This is a genomic window from Pseudomonas sp. RW407, assembly GCF_003176655.1.
In the GTDB taxonomy this organism is placed as follows: domain Bacteria; phylum Pseudomonadota; class Gammaproteobacteria; order Pseudomonadales; family Pseudomonadaceae; genus Pseudomonas; species Pseudomonas delhiensis.
In genome coordinates this window covers 2,046,753-2,053,124 of record NZ_QGSL01000107.1, presented here as the reverse complement: position 1 = coordinate 2,053,124, position 6,372 = coordinate 2,046,753, and the positions used below count along the sequence as shown (strand labels likewise).

The 6,372-nt window shown below is 67.2% G+C and carries 7 protein-coding genes; 5 read left to right on the top strand and 2 right to left on the bottom strand.

Features of this window, described 5'->3' with window-relative positions:
• Positions 1-384: 384 nt before the first annotated feature.
• Both hpaA and hpaR read right to left on the bottom strand, forming a co-directional pair.
• Positions 385-1,299, bottom strand: coding sequence for a 4-hydroxyphenylacetate catabolism regulatory protein HpaA (gene hpaA, locus DK254_RS33450; RefSeq protein ID WP_109937260.1), 915 nt, complete (start codon positions 1,297-1,299; stop codon positions 385-387).
• Between the two features lie 62 nt (positions 1,300-1,361).
• Complete coding sequence (gene hpaR, locus DK254_RS33445) at positions 1,362-1,784, bottom strand: homoprotocatechuate degradation operon regulator HpaR (protein WP_089394004.1); 423 nt, start codon at positions 1,782-1,784, stop codon at positions 1,362-1,364.
• Between the two features lie 278 nt (positions 1,785-2,062).
• On the opposite strand from hpaR, the gene DK254_RS33440 reads away from it, so the two are divergent.
• From DK254_RS33440 to DK254_RS33420, 5 genes are all read left to right on the top strand, one after another.
• Positions 2,063-2,728 (top strand): fumarylacetoacetate hydrolase family protein, encoded by a 666-nt coding sequence (locus DK254_RS33440; RefSeq protein WP_109937259.1) that lies wholly within the window; start codon positions 2,063-2,065, stop codon positions 2,726-2,728.
• A gap of 1 nt (position 2,729) precedes the next feature.
• Complete coding sequence (locus DK254_RS33435; RefSeq protein ID WP_089394002.1) at positions 2,730-3,500, top strand: fumarylacetoacetate hydrolase family protein; 771 nt, start codon at positions 2,730-2,732, stop codon at positions 3,498-3,500.
• Between the two features lie 19 nt (positions 3,501-3,519).
• The gene (hpaE, locus tag DK254_RS33430) at positions 3,520-4,980 is read left to right on the top strand and encodes a 5-carboxymethyl-2-hydroxymuconate semialdehyde dehydrogenase (RefSeq protein WP_109937258.1); all 1,461 of its coding nucleotides are present in this window, start codon (positions 3,520-3,522) and stop codon (positions 4,978-4,980) included.
• 113 nt (positions 4,981-5,093) lie between these two features.
• Positions 5,094-6,017 (top strand): 3,4-dihydroxyphenylacetate 2,3-dioxygenase, encoded by a 924-nt coding sequence (gene hpaD, locus DK254_RS33425; protein WP_109937257.1) that lies wholly within the window; start codon positions 5,094-5,096, stop codon positions 6,015-6,017.
• A 10-nt stretch (positions 6,018-6,027) separates the two neighbouring features.
• A partial coding sequence (locus DK254_RS33420; protein ID WP_109937386.1) for a 5-carboxymethyl-2-hydroxymuconate Delta-isomerase occupies positions 6,028-6,372 on the top strand: 345 nt, incomplete at its 3' end.

Below are 6,372 nucleotides of genomic sequence, written 5' to 3'. Positions count from 1 at the left end.
CCGGGCATGGGGTGCGGATAACGTTAACAAGTTAACCAATAATCCGAAACCCAAGCATCCTTCCTTGTAGGAGCGAGCTTGCTCGCGAATGGAGTTTCCCGGTGGCGTTGGTGTTTCGGATTGACTCCGCTCCCTCTCCCTAACCCTCTCCCTGAAGGGAGAGGGGACCGTTGGGCAGAGTTGGATGTCATGGTGTTAGCCGGCAACCTCGGCGATATCAGGTTGAAACCATGTTTATCCGCGGGCACGGACAAGCCCCCTCTCCCTTCAGGGAGAGGGCTGGGGAGAGGGTACGGAGCCCACCGAAAGCACCACGGCCACCGGGAAACCCCATTCGCGAGCAAGAACTAGGCGTCCCCCTCGATCCTACGAAAAGCCAAAGCCCTAACGCCAGGCCTCTTCCTTGTCACCCGCCCTACGCTGCCGGTACTCCCCCGGCGCCATCCCGGCGTTGCGGGCGAAGAAGCGGCTGAAGTAGGCCGGGTCCTTGAAGCCGAGCTGGTAGCAGATTTCGTTCACCGAGCTGCCGCTGAACAGCAGCAGGCGCCGCGCCTCCTGCATCAGCCGCTCGTGGACCAGGCGCTTGGAGGGCAACCCGGCGACGCGCCGGCAGATGTCGTTGAGGCGCGCCTCGGTGACGCCGATGCGCTCGGCGTAGGCCGCCAGCGGCCAGTGCTCGGGGTAGTGCTGCTCGATCAGCTGGTTGAAGCGCTGGAACAGGCGCAGGTCCTCGCGGCGCATGGGCTGCGCCTTGAGCGAGCGGGCCGAGAGGCGCAGCAGGCTGACGAAGATCAGCCGCACCAGGTCGGCCAGGGCGAGTTCGCGGCCCGGGCGCTCGCCGCGGAACTCCTCGCGCAGCAGGTCGAACAGGTCGTCCAGGCGCGCCACCTCGCCGGCGGAGGTCTCGTCCAGCTGGTCGAAGGCCACGCACACCGGGCCTATGTCCGGTCCGGCGGCCAGGCCCTGCTCCGGCGCCAGCAGCGGCCAGAGCAGTTGCTGGCGCACCGTCAGCACGTGGCCGTCGGCGTCGTTCTCGGTGACGAAGGCGTGGGGGATGGTCGGCGGGGTGAGGAAGAACAGCGGGCCCTGCCGGTGGTAGAGCTGCTCGTCGAGGTAGACGCGCACCGAGCCGCTCTTCACGTAGTGCACCTGGAAGAAGCGGTCGTGGCGGTGCACCGGCATGTTGCGGCCGAAGAAGTCGGCCAGCTTGCCCAGTTCCTCGTAGTGCACCTCGGAATCGCTGTAGCGCAGGTCGTAGACCTGGCCGATGTCGATGTTGGGGATGGGTGCGCGGGCCATGGTGTTACCTACCTGCAGGAGCGAGGGGGACGCCTGGTTCTTGCTCGCTCCTGCGAAGCGCCTCAGGGCTTGATCTTCTTCAGCTCGTCGAGCAACCCCAGCAGCTGCTGCAGCTTGTCCTCGCCGAACTGCTCGAGGATGCGCCGGTAGTTGTTCTCCATATCGCCGCTCATGGCCACGAAGCACTGCTGGCCCTGCTCGCTCAGGCACACCAGCACGCGGCGCTGGTCGTGCTCGGACTTCCAGCGGCGCACCAGGCCGTCGCGCTCCATGCGCGCCAGCACGCCGGTCATGCTCGGCTTGAGGATGCAGGCCTGCTGCGCCAGTTGGTAGATCTCCATCTCGCCCTGCTGGCGGAGGATGCGCACGATGCGCCACTGCTGCTCGGTCAGGTCGTGCTGGTTGAGCGAGGGGCGGAAGAAGGCCATGGCGGCCTCGCGGGCCTGTAGCAGGGTGAGGGTCAGGGACGGACGCGGCGTGGACATGGAAAGAGGCTACTCGACTGAAAGTAGGAAAGATTTTAACCAGCATAGCCCCTCCCCAGGCAAACCCGGCGAAAGCCCGCCCGGCTTCCTGGCAGCGTCGGTCAAGGCCATGGCAGCGCCGGACAATCCCAACATGTGCGTGCCTGCTCCAATGTTCGCAGCGGGATCAGGCCCCGATGGAAGAGGCTTGACCATAGTTAACATATTAACTATAACGCTAACATGTTAACGATAACCGGCCGCCTGCAGGCGGCCGGGCGAAACAGGAGAACCAAGCCATGCGTCGCGCTGTCAGCGAAGCCGCAACGGGCACCCTGTTCGGCGTCGCGCTGAACTACCGGGGCCTGTTGCAGAGCCGGCTGGAGGAATTCCAGCAACCGCCTTATCAGAAGCCGCCGGTCAAGCCGGTGCTGTTCATCAAGACGCCGAACACCCGCAATGGCGACGGTGCGCCCGTGGTCTTCCCGGCCGGCGTCGAGCGCCTGCAGCCGGGCCCGGCCCTGGGCGTGGTGCTCGGCCGCGACGCCAGCCGCGTGGGCGTGGACGAAGCCATGGCCTACGTCGCCGGCTACGTCATCGTCAACGAGTTCAGCCTGCCGGAAGACAGCTACTACCGCCCCGCGGTCAAGGCCAAGTGCCGCGACGGCTTCTGCCCCCTGGGCAGCGAAGTCGTCGGCCGCGACGAGATCGCCGACCCGCACGCCCTGCCGGTCCGCCTGCTGGTCAACGGCGAAGTGCGCCAGCAGAACAGTACCGCCAACCTGGTGCGCAGCATCCCGCAGCTGATCGCCGAGATCAGCGAATTCATGACCCTGCACGCCGGCGACGTGCTCATCACCGGCACCCCCGAGGGCCGCGTCGATGTGCGGCCGGGCGACGAGGTGGTGGTGGAGATCGAAGGTCTCGGCCGCCTGGTCAATCACGTGGTGGCGGAGGAAGCCTGAGATGAAACACGCACGCATCCGCTACCAGGGCGAAGTCCACGCGGTCACGGTGGAAGCCGACAACGCCGTGCGCCTGGCCGATGGCCGGCTGCTCGGCGAGCACGAGGTGCAATGGCTGCCGCCGGCCAGCGGGACCATGTTCGCCCTCGGCCTGAACTACGCCGACCACGCCGCCGAACTGGCCTTCAAGGCGCCCACCGAGCCGCTGGCGTTCATCAAGTCCAAGGGCACCTACACCGGCCACAACCAGGTGACCTGGCGCCCCGACGGCGTCGCCTACATGCACTACGAGTGCGAGCTGGTGGCGGTGATCGGCAAGCCGGCGCGCAACGTCAGGCGCGAGGACGCCCTCGCCTACCTGGACGGCTACACCGTCTGCAACGACTACGCCATCCGCGACTACCTGGAGAACTACTACCGGCCCAACCTGCGGGTGAAGAACCGCGACGCCACCACCCCGGTCGGCCCCTGGATAGTCGACGCCGCCGACGTGCCCGACCCGTCGCGGCTGAAGCTGCGCACCTGGGTCAACGGCGAGCTGAAGCAGGAAGGCACCACCGCGGACATGATCTTCGACATCCCCTACCTGATCGAATACTTCTCCAGCTTCATGACCCTGCAGCCGGGCGACATGATCGCCACCGGCACGCCGGAAGGCCTGGCCGACGTGGTGCCGGGCGATGAAGTGGTGGTGGAAGTGGAAGGCGTCGGCCGCCTGGTCAACCGCATCGTCAGCGAGGCCGAGTTCTTCGCGAACCGCGCCCGTACCTAATCGAGACAGAGATACAAGCATGATCAAGCACTGGATCAACGGCCGCGAGGTCGAGAGCAAAGAAGTCTTCCAGACCATCAACCCGGCCACCACCGAGGTGATCGCCGAGGTCGCCAGCGGCGGCGCCGAGGAAATCGCCCTGGCCGTGGCCGCGGCCAAGGAAGCCTTCCCGAAATGGGCCAACACCCCGGCCAAGGAGCGCGCGAAGCTGATGCGCAAGCTGGGCGAGCTGATCGACGCCAACGTGCCCAACCTGGCCGAGCTGGAAACCCTCGACACCGGCCTGCCGATCCACCAGACGCGCAACGTGCTGATCCCGCGCGCCTCGCACAACTTCGAGTTCTTCGCCGAGGTCTGCACGCGCATGGACGGCCACAGCTACCCGGTGGACGACCAGATGCTCAACTACACCCTGTACCAGCCGGTGGGGGTATGCGGGCTGGTCTCGCCGTGGAACGTGCCGTTCATGACCGCAACCTGGAAGACCGCTCCCTGCCTGGCCCTGGGCAACACCGCGGTGCTGAAGATGAGCGAACTCTCGCCGCTGACCGCCAACGAGCTGGGCCGCCTGGCCCTGGAGGCCGGCATCCCGCCGGGCGTGCTCAACGTGGTGCAGGGCTACGGCGCCACCGCCGGCGACGCCCTGGTGCGCCACCCGGACGTGCGCGCCATCTCCTTCACCGGCGGCACCGCCACCGGGCGCAAGATCATGCAGACCGCCGGCCTGAAGAAATACTCCATGGAGCTGGGCGGCAAGTCGCCGGTGCTGATCTTCGACGACGCCGACCTGGACCGAGCCCTGGACGCCGCGCTGTTCACCATCTTCTCGCTGAACGGCGAGCGCTGCACCGCCGGTAGCCGTATCTTCATCCAGGAAACGGTCTACGACCGCTTCGTCGAGGAGTTCGCCGCCCGCGCCAAACGCCTGATCGTCGGCGACCCGCAGGACCCGAAGACCCAGGTCGGCTCGATGATCACCCAGGCCCACTACGACAAGGTCACCGGCTACATCCGCATCGGCATGGAAGAAGGCGCGCGCCTGGTCGCCGGCGGCCTGGAGCGCCCGGCCAACCTGCCGGCGCACCTGGCCCGCGGGCAGTTCGTGCAGCCCACGGTGTTCGCCGACGTGGACAACCGCATGCGCATCGCCCAGGAAGAGATCTTCGGCCCGGTGGTCTGCCTGCTCAAGTTCAAGGACGAGGCCGAGGCCCTGCGCCTGGCCAACGACACCGAATACGGCCTGGCCTCCTACATCTGGACCCAGGACATCGGCAAGGCCCATCGCCTGGCGCGCGGCATCGAGGCCGGCATGGTATTCATCAACAGCCAGAACGTCCGCGACCTGCGCCAGCCGTTCGGCGGCGTGAAGGGCTCGGGCACCGGCCGCGAGGGCGGCGAGTACAGCTTCGAGGTCTTCGCCGAGATCAAGAACGTGTGCATTTCCATGGGCAGCCACCACATTCCCCGCTGGGGCGTGTAGAAAGGCGGCCCGATGAGAGCGGCCGCCAAGGCCGCCTGCATCGCCGGCGTGCAGCCAACAATCACAAGAATCCGGGCGCCCCAGCGGCGGCGCCCCGCACCAGGAGAACCACCATGGGCAAACTCGCTCTGGCTGCCAAGATCACCCACGTTCCCTCGCTGTACCTCTCCGAACTGCCCGGCCCGCGCCAGGGCAGCCGCCAGGCCGCCATCGACGGGCACCGCGAGATCGGCCGGCGCTGCCGCGAGCTGGGGGTGGACACCATAGTGGTGTTCGACACCCACTGGCTGGTCAACGCCGGCTACCACGTCAACTGCGCGCCGCACTTCCAGGGCCTGTACACCAGCAACGAGCTGCCGCACTTCATCGCCAACATGGAGTACGAGTTCCCCGGCAACCCGGAACTGGGGCGCATCCTCGCCGAAGGCTGCAACGCCATGGGCGTGGACGTGCTGGCCCACGACGCCACCACCCTCGGCCCGGAGTACGGCACCCTGGTGCCGATGCGCTACATGAACCAGGACCAGCACTTCAAGGTCATCTCGGTCTCGGCGCTGTGCACCGTGCACTACCTCAACGACAGCGCGCGCCTGGGCTGGGCCATGCGCAAGGCGGTGGAAGAGCACTACGACGGCACCGTGGCCTTCCTCGCCAGCGGCTCGCTGACCCACCGCTTCGCCCAGAACGGCCAGGCCCCGGAATTCGCGGACAAGGTCTGGAGCCCCTTCCTGGAAACCCTCGACCACGAGGTGGTGCGGATGTGGCAGCGCGGCGACTGGCAGACCTTCTGCGGCATGCTCCCGGAATACGCGGCCAAGGGCCACGGCGAAGGCTTCATGCACGACACCGCCATGCTCCTGGGCGCGCTCGGCTGGTCGGACTACGACGGCCGGGGCGAGGTAGTCACGCCCTACTTCGGCTCCTCCGGCACCGGGCAGATCAACGTGGTGTTCCCGGTGACCCCGCAGGACGGCTCGGCGATCCCCGCCGCCCAGGCCTCCAACCCCGCCGGCAACCCGTCCGGCAGCCGCCTCTGAGGACACAGCCATGCCGCACTTCATCGCCGAGTACACCCACAACATCGAGGCCGAGGCCGACCTGCCCGGCCTGTTCGAGAAGGTCCACGCCTGCCTCGGCGACAGCGGGGTGTTCCCGCTGGGCGGCATCCGCAGCCGCGCCGTGCGCCTGGATACCTGGCGCATGGCCGACGGCCAGCACGACTACGCCTTCGTCCACATGAGCCTGAAGGTGGGCGCCGGGCGCGACCTGGAAACCCGCCGGCAGGTGGCCGACGCGCTCTTCGAGGTGATCAAGGCGCACTTCGCCGAACTCCAGGCGCGCCGCCTGCTGGCGCTGTCCTTCGAGATGAGCGAGCTGAACGCCGAGCTCAAC